Raw genomic sequence first — 15850 nt, 5'->3', positions numbered from 1 at the left:
CCATGTACAAGACAAAACCCCTCGATCATCTGGTGCTGATCATCGGCGCGCTGTTCCTGATACTACCGGTCATCGTGGCCTTCATGACCTCCACCCACACCGCTGCGGAAATCCACCGCAGCGGTCTGACGATGGTTCCCGGCGACAATTTCATCGAGACTTATGAAAAGGTCCTGACCCAGAAGGGCGGCTTCACCGGGCAGATCACGGGTCTCAATATGGTGCTGAATTCGCTGATCCTCGGCATCGGTTTTGCCGTCGGCAAGATCGTCCTGTCGATGACGGCGGCCTATGCGATCGTCTATTTCCGTTTCCGGTTTGCAACGCTCGCCTTCTGGATCATTTTCACCACGCTGCTTCTGCCGCTCGAAGTGCGCATCATGCCCTCCTACGAGGTGATGAGCAAACTTGGGCTTCTGAACTCCTATACCGGCCTCATCGTGCCGCTTCTTGCTTCGGCGACAGGCACCTTCTATTTCCGGCAGTTCTTCAAATCCGTGCCAGAGGAGTTGCTGGAGGCTGCCCGCATTGACGGCGCAGGGCCGGTGAAATTCTTCATCGACGTTCTCATCCCGCTGTCCCGCACCATGATGGCGGCGATCTTCATCATCATGTTCGTTTATGGCTGGAACCAGTATCTCTGGCCCATGCTGATGACGACGGATGAGGGCTTCTTCACCCTGATGCGCGGCATCAAGTCGATCCTGCAGGTCTGGGTCGGTTCGCAAATTCCCGATTACAACGAAGCTTTCGCGCTCGCCGTGCTGGCCATGCTGCCGCCGGTGCTGATCGTCGTCATTTTCCAGCGCTGGTTCATCAAGGGCCTGACCGAAAGCGATAAATAAGGAGACCGAAATGGCCGCGATAGAAATCAGTCAGGTCTGCAAGGATTATCATGGCGGCGTGCGCGCCGTGCACCACGTCGATATCGACATCAGGGACGGCGAGTTCATCGTTCTGGTCGGGCCCTCCGGATGCGGCAAATCCACGCTTCTGCGCATGGTCGCAGGGCTTGAGGATATTTCCGAAGGCACGGTGAAGATCGGCGACCGGGTGGTCAATCAGGCCGATCCGGCTGACCGGGATATCGCCATGGTGTTTCAGAACTATGCGCTTTATCCGCATATGTCGGTGCGCCAGAACCTGGAATACGGGTTGAAGAACCGCAAGACGCCGAAGACGGAGATCGATGCGCGTGTGGCCGAAGCCGCGCGTATGCTGCAGCTCGAACCCTATCTGGATCGCAAGCCGCGCGCCCTTTCCGGCGGCCAGCGGCAACGCGTCGCCATGGGTCGCGCCATCGTGCGCAAACCGGCGGCCTTCCTGTTCGATGAGCCTTTGTCCAACCTCGATGCCAAGCTGCGCGTTTCCATGCGCGGCGAGATCAAGCGCCTGCAAAAGCGTCTCGGCACCACCTCGATCTACGTCACCCACGATCAGCTGGAGGCCATGACGCTCGCCGATCGTCTTGTGGTGCTGAATGGCGGCTGTATCGAACAGATCGGCGCGCCGCTGGATGTCTATCATACGCCTGCCTCGACCTTCGTTGCGAGTTTCATTGGCTCTCCCGCCATGAACCTGCTGAACGCCGAATTGCATGGCGATAGCCTCGCCATCGGTCCGTCGCTCTTTGCGCTCAACGGTTTCGCACCTGCCTCCGGCCCCGTGACGGTGGGCATGCGGGCTGAGGATTTCCGCCTTGCTGCGGCAGGTGAGCAGGGCTTCCCGCTTCGGGTCGATTATATCGAGGAACTGGGTTCGCAGCGCCTTATCCACGGCATGATCGGCGACCAGAGCCTGACAGTTGCTTTCCCGCCGGATGTCGAGGTTCCGTCTGCGCTCTCCGTCACGATAGCGCCGGAAAAACTGCATTTCTTCTCCAGCGAAACCGGCAAGCGCATTGCCGGCAAAGCGGAGCAGCTGGCGACGCAGCCCACGCAACTGGCGACGGCCTGAGTGCTTCGCAGAAATCGGCGCGATGACTAAAATTGCGCCGATTGTCAAAACCGCTTCGTTACGATCCCGATGATAGAAGACCTCCAATATTTCACGGGGGTTTTCTAATATGTCCTTCAAAATGATGTTCGCTGCCGCGGCAACCATGGCGATCCGCACGGTGCCGATATTGCCGGCCTATTTGCGCCGGTCAAAAGACGAAGCTGTCGTCAGCGCATCTTGCACCGATCTGCGGCTTCAGCCGGCCCCCATCAATCCGGAATGGATCATTTCCGGTAACCCCCAGGCGCGCGCGGCGGATCATTCCAGAAGCGGCGACCGTGCCTCCAGCACCGCCATGTGGGATTGCACAGCGGGTGAGTTCCGCTGGTTCTTCGGTTGGGATGAAACCGTGTATATTCTCGAAGGCGAAGTGCATGTGACCGCGGAAGACGGTTCCATCAGCATCCTGCGGGTCGGCGATGTCGCCTATTTCCCTGCGGGAACATGGGCCACCTGGCGGGTGGATGATTATGTCCGCAAGGTTGCCTTCATGCGCCGTCCGTTCCCCAAGGCGCTGGCGCTTGCCTATCGCGTCAAGAACAAGCTGTTTGCCGGCCGTTCCTATAAGCTGGCGGCCTGAACCCATAAAACATTCCAGTCGGCGGGGCCTGCATGGCTTCGCCGACGGAATTGTGAAGGTTCAATAAAACTCACACGAACCACCGCTTGCAGCAGTTGCCTTTGAATGGGCGCTGCCCTACATCTTCAGGGTTTTCTGAAGCATTTCCGGGTTTCTACCGGTCCTGCAGGGAAGCTTGAAAAGGCGAGGCAATGGGCACCGCGGGCCGGCAAAGCGTCCGCATGCTGCAAGAGGAACATGCGCATGGCGAAGATCAAGAACGTCGCGATCCAGATGGATCATGTCTCCGGCATCAATATCGCCGGTGACTCCACCTTCGCCATGAGTCTTGAGGCGCAGGCCCGCGGATACCGGTTGTTCCACTATACGCCTGAGCGCCTCTCCATGCGCGATGGCAAGATTTACGCCACTGTCGAGCAGATGGAACTGCGCGACATCAAGGGCGATCATTTCTCCCTGTCCGAACCGGAGCGCGTCGATCTGTCGACCATGGATGTCATCCATCTGCGTCAGGATCCCCCATTCGACATGGCTTATATCACCTCGACCCATCTGCTGGAACGCATTCATCCGAAAACGCTGGTGGTCAACGATCCCGCCTGGGTCCGCAACTCGCCGGAAAAGATTTTCGTCACCGAATTCGCCGATCTGATGCCGAAGACGCTGATCACCAAGGACGTCGAGGAAATCGCCCGCTTCCGCAATGAAATGGGCGATATCATCCTCAAGCCGCTTTATGGCAATGGTGGCGCCGGCGTCTTCCATTCCGCGCGCGACGACCGCAATTTCTCCTCGCTGCTGGAGATGTTCGGTCAGATGTTCCGCGAGCCTTACATCGCCCAGCAATATCTGCCTGACGTCCGCAAGGGCGACAAGCGCATCCTCCTGGTAGATGGCGAGCCGGTTGGCGCAATCAACCGAGTGCCGGCGGAAAACGACGCCCGCTCCAACATGCATGCCGGCGGCCGGCCGGAACCGACGGAACTGACGGCGCGCGAGAAGGAAATCTGCCGCCGCATCGGCCCTGCCTTGCGGGAACGTGGTTTCCTTTTCGTCGGCATCGATGTGATTGGCGACTATATGACGGAAATCAACGTCACCTCGCCGACCGGCATTCGCGAAGTGCGGAAATTCGGTGGTGCGGATGTCGCAAGCCTGTTGTGGGATGCGATCGAGAAAAAGCGCGAAGCGCAGGATTTCTGAGGCGAGCTTACGCCGATCCAGCTTTGTTCCGCGAGTACAACTAGATACAACTAAAATACATCGCCAGCGAGAAATTGTTCGCTGGATGTTCTTGTTTTATTCTTTGCCCTGTGGCACGTTGCTTTCGGGTGGCCGTGATGGGGCGTGAAGCTCTGTTGATGCGGCCGGTTTGCGGGGGCAGGCCATGGTGGCAAGGGTCAATACGGTCGCATTTCAGGGCATAGAGGGTGTGCCCGTCGAGGTGCAGGTCATGGTCGCACCGGGAAAGGTGGGCATCCAGATTGTCGGCCTGCCCGATAAGGCGGTGGTCGAAAGCCGCGAGCGGGTGCAGGCCGCCCTGCATGCCTCCGGTCTGGCGCTGCCGGCCAAAAAAGTCACGGTCAATCTCGCGCCTGCCGATCTGCCCAAGGAAGGATCGCATTTCGATCTTCCCATTGCGCTTGGCCTCATGGCCGCTTTGGGCGCGATACCGGCAGAAATGCTGGGACGTTATGTGGTTCTCGGCGAACTCAATCTCGATGGCACCATCGGTATGGTTTCGGGCGCCCTGCCGGCGGCGATCGGCGCCAATGCGCTTGGCAAGGGGCTGATCTGCCCGGCTGAAAGCGGGCCGGAAGCGGCTTGGGCCGGCGCCGGTATCGATATTCTCGCCCCGCGCAGCCTGATTGCGCTGGCCAATCATTTTCGCGGCACCCAGCTTCTCTCGCGCCCGACGCCCGCCATTCGCGCCAACCCGGTCAATCTGCCGGATTTAGCGGATATCAAAGGACAGGAGAGCGCCCGGCGTGCACTGGAGGTGGCGGCCGCCGGCGGCCACAATCTGCTTATGGTCGGCCCGCCCGGCTCCGGCAAATCCATGCTCGCAGCCCGCCTGCCATCCATCCTGCCGCCGCTAGAGGCGGCGGAATTGCTGGAAGTTTCGATGGTTCATTCCATCGCTGGCCAATTGTCCGGCGGCAAGCTCTCGGACCGCAGGCCGTTCCGCACCCCGCACCATTCCGCTACCATGGCGGCGCTGATCGGCGGGGGGCTTCGCGCCAAGCCGGGTGAGGCTTCGCTCGCCCATCACGGCGTTCTTTTTCTGGATGAGTTCCCGGAATTTTCGCCGCAGGTTCTGGATGCACTGCGCCAGCCGCTGGAAACGGGCGAATGCATTATTGCTCGGGCCAATCATCGCGTCAGCTATCCGGCGGAAATTCAGCTCGTTGCGGCGATGAACCCCTGCCGCTGCGGCATGGCGGGAGAGCCAGGTTTCACCTGTGCCCGAGGCCCGCGCTGTGTGACGGATTATCAGGCCCGCATTTCCGGCCCGCTGCTGGATCGTATCGATATCCGCATCGACGTTCCCGCTGTCTCCGCCGCCGATCTCATCCGCCCAGTCGCGTCAGAGCCGAGTGCGGCGGTCGCCGCCCGTGTTGCCCGGGCGCGCCTTGCGCAGCAGGAACGTTACGCTGCAGCGGGATTTGGCGCCATTCGCACCAATGCCCGCTGCATGACGACCCTGATAGAAAAATATGCCGAGCCGGATGCGTCCGGGCTGCAATTGTTGCGCGATGCAGCCGAGCGGCTGAAGTTCTCCGCGCGCGGTTATCATCGCATTCTCAAGGTTGCCCGCACCCTGGCCGATCTGGATGGCAAACAGACGGTCGGCCGCATCCATGTGGCGGAAGCCGTGTCCTATCGTATCTCAGGCGAAAGGCTGACGGCGGCAGCCTAGAGCAGCCAGTAAAGTGCGAAGCGGTTGTGCGTCCGGAAATCCGTAAAAACAGGGAGATAGAGCACACCCACCGATTCCGTTTAAACCGGATATGCTCTGGAAGGTTGCCCTTTGTGCCTTGCCTAAAAAACATTGTGCCGCCAGCGGAGCCGGCGGCACATAAGAATATTCGCTAATCTGGCGCGCGATCGTACCGCGCTTGAAAGCGTGGACTTAAAGTCCAAGGCCCTCGAAAAGCGCCGTCGAAAGGTAACGTTCCGCAAAGGAAGGAATGATGACGACGATGTTCTTGCCGGCATTTTCTTCCCGCGCGCCGACCTTGATTGCCGCCGCCAGCGCCGCACCCGAGGAGATGCCGACCGGCACGCCTTCCAGCCTTGCCGCCAGACGTGCGGTTTCGAAAGCCTCGTCATTGGTCACGGTGACGATCTCGTCATAAATGCCGGTATCAAGGATGGCGGGTGCAAAACCGGCGCCGATGCCCTGAATCTTGTGCGGGCCGGGGTTGCCGCCGGAAAGAACCGGGCTGTCGGCAGGTTCGACCGCAATGACCTTCACCTCGGGCTTGCGGGATTTCAGCACCTGACCCGTGCCGGTGATCGTGCCGCCGGTGCCGATACCCGAGACGAGAATATCGACCGTGCCTTCGGTGTCGTTCCAGATTTCTTCAGCCGTCGTCTTGCGGTGAATATCGGGATTGGCAGGGTTTTCGAACTGCTGCGGAATGATGGCGTCAGGCAGCGTTTCGGCCAGTTCCTGCGCCTTGGCGATGGCGCCCTTCATGCCCTTGGGACCTTCGGTCAACACCAGTTCGGCGCCGAGCAGGGCCAGCATTTTCCGGCGCTCAACCGACATGGTTTCAGGCATGGTCAGGATCAGCTTGTAGCCCTTCGCAGCGGCCGCGAAGGCAAGCGCGATGCCCGTGTTGCCGGAGGTCGGCTCCACCAGCGTGGTCTTGCCAAGGGTGATCTTGCCCTGAGCTTCCAGAGCTTCGATCATGGCGACGCCTATGCGGTCCTTCACGGAAGCGATGGGATTGAAAAATTCGAGCTTGGCGAGAAGGTTGGCCTTCACGCCCTTCTCTTTCGCCAGCTTGTCGAGCCGCACGATCGGCGTGTCGCCGATTGTTTCCGTAATCGAGGAATAGACGCGTCCGCGTCCGGGCTTTCTGGCTTCGGGCATGATGCTCTCCTGTGTAAGACCGCAAGATTTGAGCGGCAGAATAGGAGCAATAGCTTTCGCAAGCTAGCGAACGTTCGTCCTAATATCCCTAGATTGCAGGAATAATTTCACGATAAATCGCGTAAATGCACTAATTTGTTTTACGTGCTGCGGATCGCGATCATGGTCGCGGTTCCGGCCAGAATACCCGCCGCCGTGCGGTTGAGGATCGTCAAGGCGCTCGGCCTTTTCAGGAGGTTACGCGCCTTGGCCGCAAGCAGGATATAAGGCAGGAGAACCGCCATCAGCACGACGAAGGTGATGGCGAGAAGTGTCGCATATTCCGACGGGCCGATCATGCGGATATCGATCAGCGTCGGCACCAGCGCCACATAAAACAGCATGGTTTTCGGGTTGCCGAGCGTGATCAGCAGGCCGGACAGGAAGGACATGGGCATGCTGGTGCTTTTCTTTGCCTTCAGCTCCTGTGGCAGCAGGCCGGCGGTCCAAAGCTTCCAGGCGATATAAAGGAGATAGGCCGCGCCCGCGAATTTCAGCACCATGAAGGCTTCCTGAAAGGTCTGCGCCACGAAGGCCAGGCCCAGGATCACAGCGGTCAGGTAAATCATGTCGCCCAGCACCAGCCCGAGACCCATGAAGAAGGTTTCGCGAAAGCCTGAACCCAGCGCCCGCGCCACGATCGCCGTCATGCCGGGGCCTGGAATGGCGGCGGCGATGAAGAGGGCAGTGGCATAGGCGAAAAGGGTCGTCAGCGTCATGATCGTGTTTCCCGGAAAATCCGCTAAATCCATAACGAAATTGCCGGATAAAGACAATCAGTCCGCGCGTCTGTTCCAGCGGCGTCGCTAAACCCCGGTGGAGCCAAAACCGCCGGTACCCCGTGCCGTCTGCGAGGTCTCCGTCACCTCGCTCACAACAACCTGGGTTACCGGCGCAATCACCATCTGCGCAATGCGCATGCCGCGCTCGATGATAAAAGCCTCCTGGCCAAGATTGGCGAGGATGACTTTCACCTCGCCGCGATAATCGCTATCCACCGTGCCGGGAGAGTTGAGGCAGGTGATGCCGTTCTTGATGGCGAGGCCGGAGCGGGGGCGGATTTGCGCCTCATAACCCTGCGGAACCTCGAAGACGAAACCGGTCGGGACCAGGGCGCGTTCGCCGGGTTGCAGGCTCATCGGTTCACCGGCAGGTACGGCAGCGCGCAGGTCCATGCCGGCGGCGCCACGGGTCTCATAGGACGGCAATTCGAGGTCAGCGCCATTGGCGAGGCGGACGAGCCGGAGAGGGGGGCGATTGTCGTTTTGAAGGGTCATGCGGCATTAGTTTGCCGAGATCGCGGCAAGGTCAATTGCAAATGCGGGCCTGAAACGCTAGATAGCCCGCAATTCCACAGGATTTGTCAGATGGCCGAAACACTTGCCGAGGCGGTCTCCCGCCGCCGCACCTTTGCTATTATTGCGCACCCGGACGCGGGTAAGACCACGCTTACCGAAAAACTGCTGCTGTTCGGCGGAGCGATCCAGCTTGCCGGTGAGGTGAAGGCGAAGAAGGACCGCATCCAGACCCGTTCGGACTGGATGAAGATCGAGCGCGAGCGCGGCATTTCGGTCGTCACTTCGGTCATGACCTTCGAATATAACGATCGTGTCTTCAACATTCTCGATACGCCCGGTCACGAGGACTTTGCTGACGACACCTACCGCACGCTGACGGCGGTGGATGCGGCAATCATGGTCATCGACGCCGCCAAGGGTATCGAGCCGCGTACGCTGAAACTGTTCGAAGTCTGCCGCATGCGCGATATTCCGATCATCACCTTCATCAACAAGATGGACCGTGAAAGCCGTGACCCCTTCGAGATTCTGGATGAAGTGGAAGAGAAGCTCGCGCTCGATACCGCGCCCATCACCTGGCCGGTCGGTCGGGCAAAGACCTTCTGCGGCGCCTATAATCTCGCCGACAGCACCTTCCGTGGCGTCGATACGCAGGTGGAAGCCATGCCGGTTAACGGTCCGCAGGCAGTTGCCGATCGTCTGCCGGAAAATGAGCGCCATCTTTTTGTCGAAGAAACGGAACTGGCGCTGGAGGCCTGCCGTCCTTTCGATCGTCAGGCATTCCTCGAAGGTCATATGACGCCGGTGTTCTTCGGTTCGGCGCTGCGCAATTTCGGTGTGCGTGACCTCATCAATGCGCTTGGCGATTTCGCACCGCCGCCGCGCGATCAGGTGGCGGATACCCGCACTGTACATGCAGCTGAAGAGAAAATGACGGCCTTTGTCTTCAAGATTCAGGCCAATATGGACCCGAACCATCGTGACCGCATCGCTTTTGCCCGCATCTGCTCCGGCAAGCTGGAGCGCGGCATGAAGGCGCGGCTTGCTCGCACCGGCAAACAGATGGGCCTCACTGCGCCGCAGTTCTTTTTCGCCTCGCAGCGCCAGCTTGCCGATACGGCCTTCGCGGGTGACGTGGTCGGCATCCCGAACCATGGTACGCTGCGCATCGGCGATACGCTGACCGAGGGTGAAAACCTGGTTTTCCAGGGCGTGCCGAACTTCTCGCCGGAAATCCTGCGCCGAGTGCGTCTGGAAGACGCCATGAAGGCCAAGAAGCTGAAAGAAGCCCTGCAGCAGATGGCGGAAGAAGGCGTCGTGCAGCTCTTCTCGCCGGAAGACGGTTCGCCGGCCATCGTCGGTGTCGTTGGTGCGCTGCAGCTCGACGTGTTGAAGGAGCGCCTGATGGGCGAATATGGCCTGCCGGTCTCCTTCGAAATGTCGCGCTTTTCCGTCTGCCGCTGGATTTCTTCCGATCAGCCGGCGGAAATGGACAAGTTCCTCAACGTCAAGCGCGGCGATATCGCCCGCGATCTGGATGGCGATCCGGTGTTTCTGGCGCAGGACGCCTTCTCGCTCCGCTATGAGTCCGAGCGTTTTCCGGCGATCAAGATGGTCGCGATCAAGGAATATCACGTCGCCAAGGCGGCGTGACAAAGGCGTGATTGCACTTTGTATGCCAAGGGCTTAGTTTCCCCTCAAACGGGAAACTGGTCCGGCATCATGACGCTTTCAGGCAAACATATTCTCCTCATCATCTCCGGCGGCATCGCGGCCTATAAAAGCCTCGATCTCATCCGCCGCCTGAAAGAGCGCGGCGCGAAGGTAACGCCGGTGATGACGAAGGGCGCCCAGGAATTCGTCACGCCGCTTGCTGTCGGTGCGCTGTCTGCCACCCATGTCTTCACCGAGCTCTTTTCCCGGCAGGATGAACAGGATGTCGGCCATATCAGGCTGGCGCGTGACTGCGACCTCGTGCTTGTGGCGCCCACTACCGCCGATCTGATGGCGAAGATGGCGCATGGTCTGGCAGACGATCTTGCTTCCACAGTCCTTCTCGCGACGGATCGAAAGGTGCTGGTGGCACCGGCGATGAACCCGAAAATGTGGACGGCGAAGCCCACGCTGCGGAATGTCGAAACGCTGAGAGAAGACGGCGTGTTTTTCATCGGACCCATGGCCGGTGAGATGGCAGAGAAGGGTGAGGCTGGTTTTGGCCGTATGGCCGAGCCATTGCAGATCGTCGAAGCCGTCGCCGCACTGCTGGATGAGGGGCCAAAGCCACTGAAGGGCAGAACGGCCATCGTGACCTCCGGTCCCACGCATGAACCGATTGACCCGGTGCGCTACATCGCCAACCGCTCCTCGGGCAAGCAGGGCCATGCCATTGCGGCGGCTCTGGCTAAGCTGGGGGCAGAGGTCACGCTGGTGTCCGGTCCGGTCACCATCGCCGATCCTGCCGGGGTCACGACGATCCATGTCGAGCGCGCCGAGGAGATGCGCGATGCGGTGATATCGAGACTGCCGGCGGATATCGCCGTCATGGTCGCCGCCGTCGCCGATTGGCGGGTGACGGGCTCGTCGGAGCAGAAGATCAAGAAGCAGCCGGGCGATGCGCCGCCAGCGCTGCAACTGACGGAAAATCCCGATATTCTCAAAACCGTCGGCCATCATGAAAAGCGCCCGAGGATTGTGGTGGGCTTCGCTGCCGAAACGCAGGATGTCGAGAAGAACGGCCGGGCGAAGCTGGAGCGCAAAGGCGCGGATTATATCGTCGCGAATGATGTTTCGGTGGAAACCGGCATTATGGGCGGGGATCGCAACAGCGTGAAGATCATTTCCGCAGATGGCATCGACGTTTGGCCGGATCTGGACAAGGTCGACGTTGCAAAACGTCTGGCGGCCCTGATTGCGGAGAAACTCGCATGAGCCTGTTCGATCGCAAGACTTTCGACAGGGTGCTCGGTAAATGGCCGGGCGTGCGTTTTGTCGACCAATGGGATTCCCATGTCGCCAAGGTGGGCGACAAGGTCTTTGCCGTGCTTGGCGAGCGGGAGGACTGGCGGCTGGTCGTGAAATGCTCGGAAGAGAGCTTCGAGATATTGACCTCGCTGGAAGGCATAGGGCAAGCGCCCTATTTCGCCAAACGCAAATGGATATCGATTGGCGATCATTCCCCGCTCGAACAGGAAGAACTGGAGCATTATGTGCGCCGCTCCTATGAGCTTGTCGCAGCCGGTCTGACCAAAAAACTGCGGGGCGAACTCGGTATCGTGATCGATACTGCGCGTGCCCTGTAGTTTTTCGGTTCAGTCGAGCTTGGTGTCCTTGCCGATGATCTGGCGGACGCCTTCCTTGGTGAAGGGCTGCAGGAGCTGCGGCAGGAATCCTTTCGCAATCTTACCCTTGATACCGATATCGGTGGAAGAGGGCCTGTCGGGGTTATGATAGGAGCCGAAGATCAAATCGAAGAAGACGAGATTCTCGCCGTAATTGGTGTTTCCTTCCGGAAGCTGCTTGGAATGGTGCCAGCGATGCAGGCGCGGTGTGCTGAACACGTAATCGAGCGGCCCCGTTTTCATATCGACGTTGCAATGGGTCAAAATGCCGATGAATGCGGTAACGGCACCGAGCCACCAGAAAACCTGTAGCGGCGCACCCATGAAATAGAGCGGAATCTGGCTGAGCGCGATCTTGAACAGGGAATCGGCCACATGGAACCGTCCCGTATTGACGACCCAGAGCCGCACGACGCTGTGATGCAGCGCATGGAAACGCCAGAAGAATACGGTTTCATGCGCAATACGGTGGGACCAGTAGAGGCCGAATTCGGCAATCGTCACCGCAAGGGCGACCTGAACGATCATCGGCAGATGATCCGGCCACAGATCGAACCGCATGGCGGCGAGCGGCTGCAGCACATTGGCGGTCACCATCGGGAAGATTGCTGCTGCGGCTGCTGCGAGCTGGACCAGCCCTTTCGTCAAAAGCGTATGGCCGATGCTGTTCACGGTCTCGCCATCACCCTCAAGCCATTGGATTTCGTAAGGAATATAGCGTTCGAGAAGAAACAGGCTCAAAACCGCGCCCGCATAGACGGTCAAAAAGGCCGCGATCGGATGGCTGCTCGTAAAAGCGAAATAGGACCCCACCAGGCCGCCGACAAACACCAGCGGCCACGAAGAATAGGAAAGGGCCTCTTTCAGTACCTGCGCTTTTGCCATCAAAATCAAATCCCGTCCGGCATCGTCCGTCTATACCGCCGGCGCAATTCCGCGCAGGCATCAAAGCAGCCCTTACCCCGCATCGATCACCTGTCTCGATTAGAGATCAGGCCCTTATCGCTCCAATGCATTACACAAACATGGCACTCACCGGTGCCGAGATGCTCAGCTTATCCTGATTGCGATGTAAAGAAGCGTCAGCGCTATGACCCAGAGTGCCGCCCGTCCCCATTTGGTGTGGCGCGCTTCCGCCTTGCCGATGGCTTCCGCCGTCTGCGCGTCGAAACGCAGGCCGTTCTCGCTCATATACATCAACTCGGAATGCAGCTTTTCGGTCTTGGCGGCGATCTCCGGGGCTGCCTCGGCAAGTTTGAGAGCCGCCTTCACGCCGTCCTTCAGATCGGTGACGATGCGTTTCGGGCCGAGATTGTCCCTGATCCAACCGCCGACAACCGGGTCTGCCGCCTTCCACATGTTGAAGCGCGGATTGAGCATGCGCGACACGCCTTCCACCACCACCATGGTCTTTTGCAGCATCACCAGTTCCGGCCGCGTTTCCATGTCGAAAAGCTCGGTCACTTCGAATAGCAGCGTCAAAAGCTTGCCCATGGAGATCGTTTCGGCCGGCTGGCCGTGGATCGGCTCACCAATGGCGCGGATCGCCTGGGCGAAGCTTGCTATATCGTGATGGCCCGGCACGTATCCGGCCTCGAAATGCACTTCCGCCACCCGCATGTAATCGCGGGTAATGAAGCCGTAGAGAATTTCGGCAAGGAAGCGGCGTTCTTTTTTGCCGAGACGTCCGGCAATGCCCATGTCGACGGCGACGATCTCGCCCTCAGCATCGACGAAGAGATTGCCGGGATGCATGTCGGCATGGAAGAAGCCATCGCGCAGGGTGTGCCGCAGGAAAGATTGGATCAGCGTGTCGGCGAGTTTGTTCAGGTCGTGGCCGGCGGCCTTCAACCCTTCGATGTCCGACATCTTGACGCCGTCGATCCACTCCATGGTGACGACATCGCGCCCGGTGCGTTCCCAGTCGACCTCGGGAACCCGGAATCCGGGATCGTCCCTGGTGTTTTCCGCAAGTTCGGAAAGGGCGGCGGCCTCGAGTCGCAGATCCATCTCGATCTTGGTGGTCTGCTCCAGCGTGCGTGTAACCTCGACGGGGCGCAGGCGACGGGCGGAGCGGACGAAACGCTGCTGCAGATCGGCGATCAGATACATCGCCTCGAGATCGTTCTGGAAACGCTGGCGCACGCCAGGGCGGATGACCTTGACGGCCACCTTGCGCGGCCCCTTCGGCGTATCCACCATTGCCGGATGAACCTGGGCAATGGAGGCGGCGGCGATAGGATCGCCGAATTCCCTGTAGAGATCGGACACCGAACGTCCGAGCGAGCCTTCGATATTGGCTTTCGCCGCAGCCGCCGGAAAAAAGGCCATGCGGTCCTGGAGGCTCGCGAGATCGTCGGCGAAGTCGGCGCCCACCACATCCGGCCGGGTGGCGAGAAACTGACCCATCTTCACATAGGAAGGACCAAGCCGTTCGACAGCCACCGCCAGACGGTCGCTGCGCTGCGCCCTTTTCGCCTTGCTGCGGGCGAATGGCTTCAGCAGCGCTTTCAACAATTGGGCGGGAGCAGGCAGGTCATCGGAAGGCAGGGCCAGCACGACGCCTTCGCGCACGAGAACCCAGCCAACCCTTGCGAGGCGGAAATATGCGCCCAAAGTACTCATGCTTATGCTTGTCTCCTGCGTCTGCCGGCCATGGTCTTAAAGCTTCCAGCCGAAATGCAGGGCGGCGATGCCGCCGGTGTAATTGGTGTAGGTGACACGGGAGAAGCCGGCGGCGCGGATCATCGTCGCGAAATCCTCCTGATTGGGGAATTTGCGGATCGATTCGACCAGATATTGATAGGGCTCGGCGTCACCCGTGATCATCTTGCCGAATTGCGGGATGGCGTTGAACGACCAGGCGTCATAAACGCGGTCGAGCAACGGCATTTCGACTTCGGAAAATTCCAGCACCAGCAGCCGCCCGCCGCGTTTCAGCACGCGATGGGCCTCCTTCAGCGCGACATCGATGCGCGGTACGTTGCGAATGCCGAACGCGATCGTATAGGCGTCGAAACTGTTTGCCTCGAAAGGCAGTTCCTCGGCATTGGCTTCCACGAAGGTCAGATTGTCGGAAAGCTTCTTTTTTGCCGCGCGCTCTTCGCCGACGGCCAGCATCGAGCCGTTGATGTCGAGAACGGTGGCATGCGCCAGACGGTTGGAGGCTTCGATGATGCGGAAGGCGATATCGCCAGTGCCGCCGGCAACGTCCAGAACCTTGTAGGACGCGTCCTTGCGCGGCGAAAGCGAAGAGACCATGGCGTCTTTCCACAGTCGATGCAGGCCAGCCGACATCACGTCGTTCATGATGTCGTAGCGTTTGGCCACCTTGTGGAAGACTTCGTTGACCAGCCCCTGCTTTTTGCCTTCGTCCACCTTGTGGAAGCCATAGGACGTTTCCATGCCGCCTTGGGCAGTGGTACGGGCGTCGGTCATCGTCTGTCTCCATATTTATTGCGTGGCGGACCATAGCGGAAACGCCATGGCAACGCTATCTGTTGCCGCATCGCCTGGGCGCGACATTTCGCGTGCACTGTATAGACCACATGGTCCTAACGATAAACTGTCGGATAAGCCAGATGCCAGAATTGCCAGAAGTCGAAACCGTCAGACGCGGCCTTGCGCCCGCCATGGAAGGCGCAAGGGTCCGCAGGCTCCATCTCGGCCGCCCCGATTTGCGCTTTCCATTCCCGCAGGATTTCGCAGCGCTTATCGAAGGCAAGACGATCCTGTCGCTCGGGCGCAGGGCGAAATATCTTCTGATCGAACTGGAGGATGGGCTGACCATCGTTTCCCACCTCGGCATGTCCGGCTCGTTTCGCATCGAGGCGGAAGCGGGCGAGGCCCGCGATGCTCCCGGCGTGTTTCACCATGCCCGTTCCAAGGACGGCAAACATGACCATGTCGTCTTTCATCTGGATAAAGGAGAAGAGCGCGTCTGCGTCATCTATAATGATCCGCGCCGCTTCGGCTTCATGCATCTGGTGGAGCGCAACAAGCTCGACCTTTACCCGGCCTTTGCCGAGCTTGGCCCGGAGCCGACAGGCAATGCGCTGAGCGCGGATTATCTGGCGAGCCGGTTTGAAGGTAAAAGCCAGCCCCTGAAAAGCACGCTGCTGGACCAGAAGGTCATTGCCGGTCTCGGCAATATCTATGTCTGCGAGGCGCTGTGGCGCGCGCAGCTTTCGCCTTTGCGGGCGGCGGGAACGCTGGTGACGAAAGGTGGCAAGCCCAAAGCGCAGCTCGTCGATCTGACGGAGAAAATCCGCGACGTGATCGCGGATGCGATAGCGGCCGGCGGTTCCTCATTGCGAGACCATATACAGACGGACGGAACGCTCGGTTATTTCCAGCATTCCTTTTCGGTCTACGATCAGGAAGGCCAGCCTTGCCGGACACCCGGCTGCGGGGGTACGGTTGAAAGGGTGGTGCAGGCGGGTCGTTCGACCTTTTATTGCGCCGCCTGCCAGAAGTAACGGAGCCGGAGTGCCGG

Annotated in this window: 15 protein-coding genes; 9 read left to right on the top strand and 6 right to left on the bottom strand. The window is 59.7% G+C overall.

The genetic code is table 11. The features are described from left to right. Nucleotides 1–2 precede the first annotated feature (2 nt). The 5 genes from ugpE to ACIK7D_RS06640 all read left to right on the top strand — a co-directional run bounded on the left by ugpE (nt 3) and on the right by ACIK7D_RS06640 (nt 5498). The gene (gene ugpE / locus ACIK7D_RS06660) at nt 3–845 is read left to right on the top strand and encodes a sn-glycerol-3-phosphate ABC transporter permease UgpE (protein ID WP_003520108.1); all 843 of its coding nucleotides are present in this window, start codon (nt 3–5) and stop codon (nt 843–845) included. 10 nt (nt 846–855) lie between these two features. Continuing rightward, nucleotides 856–1956: a sn-glycerol-3-phosphate import ATP-binding protein UgpC gene (locus ACIK7D_RS06655; RefSeq protein ID WP_400155897.1), complete on the top strand. Its 1101-nt coding sequence runs from the start codon at nt 856–858 to the stop codon at nt 1954–1956. A gap of 109 nt (nt 1957–2065) precedes the next feature. Continuing rightward, the gene (locus ACIK7D_RS06650; protein WP_080818111.1) at nt 2066–2578 is read left to right on the top strand and encodes a cupin domain-containing protein; all 513 of its coding nucleotides are present in this window, start codon (nt 2066–2068) and stop codon (nt 2576–2578) included. A 243-nt stretch (nt 2579–2821) separates the two neighbouring features. After that, entirely contained in the window at nt 2822–3781 is a 960-nt protein-coding gene (gene gshB / locus ACIK7D_RS06645; protein ID WP_003503823.1) for a glutathione synthase, read from the top strand. 184 nt (nt 3782–3965) lie between these two features. Then, nucleotides 3966–5498, top strand: coding sequence for a YifB family Mg chelatase-like AAA ATPase (locus tag ACIK7D_RS06640; RefSeq protein WP_400155896.1), 1533 nt, complete (start codon nt 3966–3968; stop codon nt 5496–5498). A 213-nt stretch (nt 5499–5711) separates the two neighbouring features. Here ACIK7D_RS06640 and cysK read toward each other — a convergent pair whose 3' ends face one another. The 3 genes from cysK to dut all read right to left on the bottom strand — a co-directional run bounded on the left by cysK (nt 5712) and on the right by dut (nt 7996). Then, the gene (gene cysK / locus ACIK7D_RS06635; RefSeq protein WP_400155895.1) at nt 5712–6680 is read right to left on the bottom strand and encodes a cysteine synthase A; all 969 of its coding nucleotides are present in this window, start codon (nt 6678–6680) and stop codon (nt 5712–5714) included. Nucleotides 6681–6820: 140 nt separating this feature from the next. Further along, complete coding sequence (locus ACIK7D_RS06630) at nt 6821–7438, bottom strand: LysE family translocator (protein WP_003520102.1); 618 nt, start codon at nt 7436–7438, stop codon at nt 6821–6823. An 87-nt stretch (nt 7439–7525) separates the two neighbouring features. Next, nucleotides 7526–7996, bottom strand: a complete 471-nt coding sequence (gene dut / locus ACIK7D_RS06625) for a dUTP diphosphatase (RefSeq protein ID WP_400155894.1) — start codon at nt 7994–7996, stop codon at nt 7526–7528. Between the two features lie 90 nt (nt 7997–8086). Between dut and ACIK7D_RS06620 the strand changes: the two genes are divergently transcribed. The 3 genes from ACIK7D_RS06620 (at nt 8087) to ACIK7D_RS06610 (ending at nt 11316) form a co-directional block, all read left to right on the top strand. After that, complete coding sequence (locus ACIK7D_RS06620; RefSeq protein WP_003520100.1) at nt 8087–9670, top strand: peptide chain release factor 3; 1584 nt, start codon at nt 8087–8089, stop codon at nt 9668–9670. Nucleotides 9671–9739: 69 nt separating this feature from the next. After that, entirely contained in the window at nt 9740–10945 is a 1206-nt protein-coding gene (coaBC, locus tag ACIK7D_RS06615) for a bifunctional phosphopantothenoylcysteine decarboxylase/phosphopantothenate--cysteine ligase CoaBC (protein ID WP_400155893.1), read from the top strand. Continuing rightward, nucleotides 10942–11316 carry an MmcQ/YjbR family DNA-binding protein gene (locus ACIK7D_RS06610; RefSeq protein WP_078051349.1) on the top strand — a complete coding sequence of 125 codons (375 nt, stop codon included), beginning with the start codon at nt 10942–10944 and terminating at the stop codon, nt 11314–11316. The genes coaBC and ACIK7D_RS06610 overlap by 4 nt, the downstream gene beginning before the upstream one ends. 9 nt (nt 11317–11325) lie before the next feature. On the opposite strand, the gene ACIK7D_RS06605 is transcribed toward ACIK7D_RS06610, so the two are convergent. From ACIK7D_RS06605 to ubiE, 3 genes are all read right to left on the bottom strand, one after another. Then, on the bottom strand, nt 11326–12240 hold the full coding sequence (locus tag ACIK7D_RS06605; protein WP_080818096.1) for a sterol desaturase family protein: 915 nt from the start codon (nt 12238–12240) through the stop codon (nt 11326–11328). 165 nt (nt 12241–12405) lie between these two features. After that, nucleotides 12406–13980: a 2-polyprenylphenol 6-hydroxylase gene (gene ubiB, locus ACIK7D_RS06600; protein ID WP_080818093.1), complete on the bottom strand. Its 1575-nt coding sequence runs from the start codon at nt 13978–13980 to the stop codon at nt 12406–12408. A 36-nt stretch (nt 13981–14016) separates the two neighbouring features. After that, entirely contained in the window at nt 14017–14793 is a 777-nt protein-coding gene (ubiE, locus tag ACIK7D_RS06595; protein WP_400155892.1) for a bifunctional demethylmenaquinone methyltransferase/2-methoxy-6-polyprenyl-1,4-benzoquinol methylase UbiE, read from the bottom strand. Between the two features lie 143 nt (nt 14794–14936). Between ubiE and mutM the strand changes: the two genes are divergently transcribed. Further along, complete coding sequence (gene mutM / locus ACIK7D_RS06590; protein WP_400155891.1) at nt 14937–15833, top strand: bifunctional DNA-formamidopyrimidine glycosylase/DNA-(apurinic or apyrimidinic site) lyase; 897 nt, start codon at nt 14937–14939, stop codon at nt 15831–15833. The last annotated feature ends 17 nt before the right edge of the window (nt 15834–15850 follow it).

Origin of the sequence: Agrobacterium sp. P15N1-A (assembly GCF_044626815.1) — a bacterium.
In the GTDB taxonomy this organism is placed as follows: Bacteria; Pseudomonadota; Alphaproteobacteria; order Rhizobiales; family Rhizobiaceae; genus Agrobacterium; species Agrobacterium leguminum.
This window is presented reverse-complemented; position numbering and strand designations above follow the sequence as displayed.

What these genes read in the sequence shown, in the direction of transcription:
- ugpE (WP_003520108.1), top strand. Translation starts at nt 3, where the DNA reads ATGTACAAGACAAAACCCCTCGATCATCTGGTGCTGATCATCGGCGCG.
- ACIK7D_RS06655 (WP_400155897.1), top strand. Translation starts at nt 856, where the DNA reads ATGGCCGCGATAGAAATCAGTCAGGTCTGCAAGGATTATCATGGCGGC.
- ACIK7D_RS06650 (WP_080818111.1), top strand. Translation starts at nt 2,066, where the DNA reads ATGTCCTTCAAAATGATGTTCGCTGCCGCGGCAACCATGGCGATCCGC.
- gshB (WP_003503823.1), top strand. Translation starts at nt 2,822, where the DNA reads ATGGCGAAGATCAAGAACGTCGCGATCCAGATGGATCATGTCTCCGGC.
- ACIK7D_RS06640 (WP_400155896.1), top strand. Translation starts at nt 3,966, where the DNA reads ATGGTGGCAAGGGTCAATACGGTCGCATTTCAGGGCATAGAGGGTGTG.
- cysK (WP_400155895.1), bottom strand. Translation starts at nt 6,680, where the DNA reads ATGCCCGAAGCCAGAAAGCCCGGACGCGGACGCGTCTATTCCTCGATT.
- ACIK7D_RS06630 (WP_003520102.1), bottom strand. Translation starts at nt 7,438, where the DNA reads ATGACGCTGACGACCCTTTTCGCCTATGCCACTGCCCTCTTCATCGCC.
- dut (WP_400155894.1), bottom strand. Translation starts at nt 7,996, where the DNA reads ATGACCCTTCAAAACGACAATCGCCCCCCTCTCCGGCTCGTCCGCCTC.
- ACIK7D_RS06620 (WP_003520100.1), top strand. Translation starts at nt 8,087, where the DNA reads ATGGCCGAAACACTTGCCGAGGCGGTCTCCCGCCGCCGCACCTTTGCT.
- coaBC (WP_400155893.1), top strand. Translation starts at nt 9,740, where the DNA reads ATGACGCTTTCAGGCAAACATATTCTCCTCATCATCTCCGGCGGCATC.
- ACIK7D_RS06610 (WP_078051349.1), top strand. Translation starts at nt 10,942, where the DNA reads ATGAGCCTGTTCGATCGCAAGACTTTCGACAGGGTGCTCGGTAAATGG.
- ACIK7D_RS06605 (WP_080818096.1), bottom strand. Translation starts at nt 12,240, where the DNA reads ATGGCAAAAGCGCAGGTACTGAAAGAGGCCCTTTCCTATTCTTCGTGG.
- ubiB (WP_080818093.1), bottom strand. Translation starts at nt 13,980, where the DNA reads ATGAGTACTTTGGGCGCATATTTCCGCCTCGCAAGGGTTGGCTGGGTT.
- ubiE (WP_400155892.1), bottom strand. Translation starts at nt 14,793, where the DNA reads ATGACCGACGCCCGTACCACTGCCCAAGGCGGCATGGAAACGTCCTAT.
- mutM (WP_400155891.1), top strand. Translation starts at nt 14,937, where the DNA reads ATGCCAGAATTGCCAGAAGTCGAAACCGTCAGACGCGGCCTTGCGCCC.